We start from the raw sequence: 808 nt of genomic DNA, 5'->3' as shown, positions 1-808 counted from the left end.
CTCTCTCCTCAGCTATCCGAGGAGGGGGCAATTCCTCGTGACGCTGAGGGGGCAGTTTTCCATGGCGCGCGACACTTGTGCCTTGAATTCATCCCACCAGCGTCGGCGAAGCTGCCCCGGCGCTCCCTCAAGACGCTCGGCGACCGCTTCGATCATATGGCAGGTTCTAGTTTCAGAACTAGGCGCAGACATAGAAGCTCACATCAGCTCACGCGCAGCCGATAGCCGATCGCTCGCCCACTCCGCCAGATGGGATCTCTTTGCCGCTTACGAGAATGCCTTCGCCAAGCTCAAAGCACATTTGCGCCAGGCCGCGAAATGTACCGTCGGCGGCCTCGGGCGCATCATCGACACCTACACACCTGCAAAATCTACAAAAGCTGCGCATCGCTTATCGGGGGCTGCGGGCGCTTGCGGCGCCGTGAACCAACTGTTGAAGGGCGCCGGGTAATCTAGTTGTTCCGTCCCGCAAGTTCGCAGCATCATTATTACGTGGGTTTTCAGGTTATTATCCGGACGTGGGCGCTGAAGGCAAAGGATGTCAACTTGGTCGGCGACCGCTTCGAGCTTTCGTGGCGGCGAAGAAACTTGCGACGCGCAAGCTCATCGGGAACTCGCAGAGGATCCCGAGGCCGCAGAGATCTCTGTAGGTGATCTTCCTCAGTCGCAGCCGAGAGGATCTTAGGCGGCCTGTGGTCAGGTCTATCGGCGCGGAATATCTCGGCTTCGAGCTAGTCAGGTGAATCTAAAGTTCGCCACATAAAGTCTGCTGGGCTTTGTGGCAGAAGCGTTTGACGGAAGCCAAGAT

Annotated in this window: 1 pseudogene; it reads left to right on the top strand. The window is 57.9% G+C overall.

The annotated features are described in order from the left end of the window. Positions 1-451, top strand: a pseudogene (locus AC5ZFO_RS48145) (hypothetical protein); the annotation flags it as partial. Positions 452-808 lie beyond the last annotated feature (357 nt).

This window comes from Bradyrhizobium sp. Unk1, assembly GCF_059512345.1.
The sequence above is the reverse complement of the archived record's forward strand: the minus strand, read 5'-3'. Positions and strand labels throughout refer to the sequence as shown.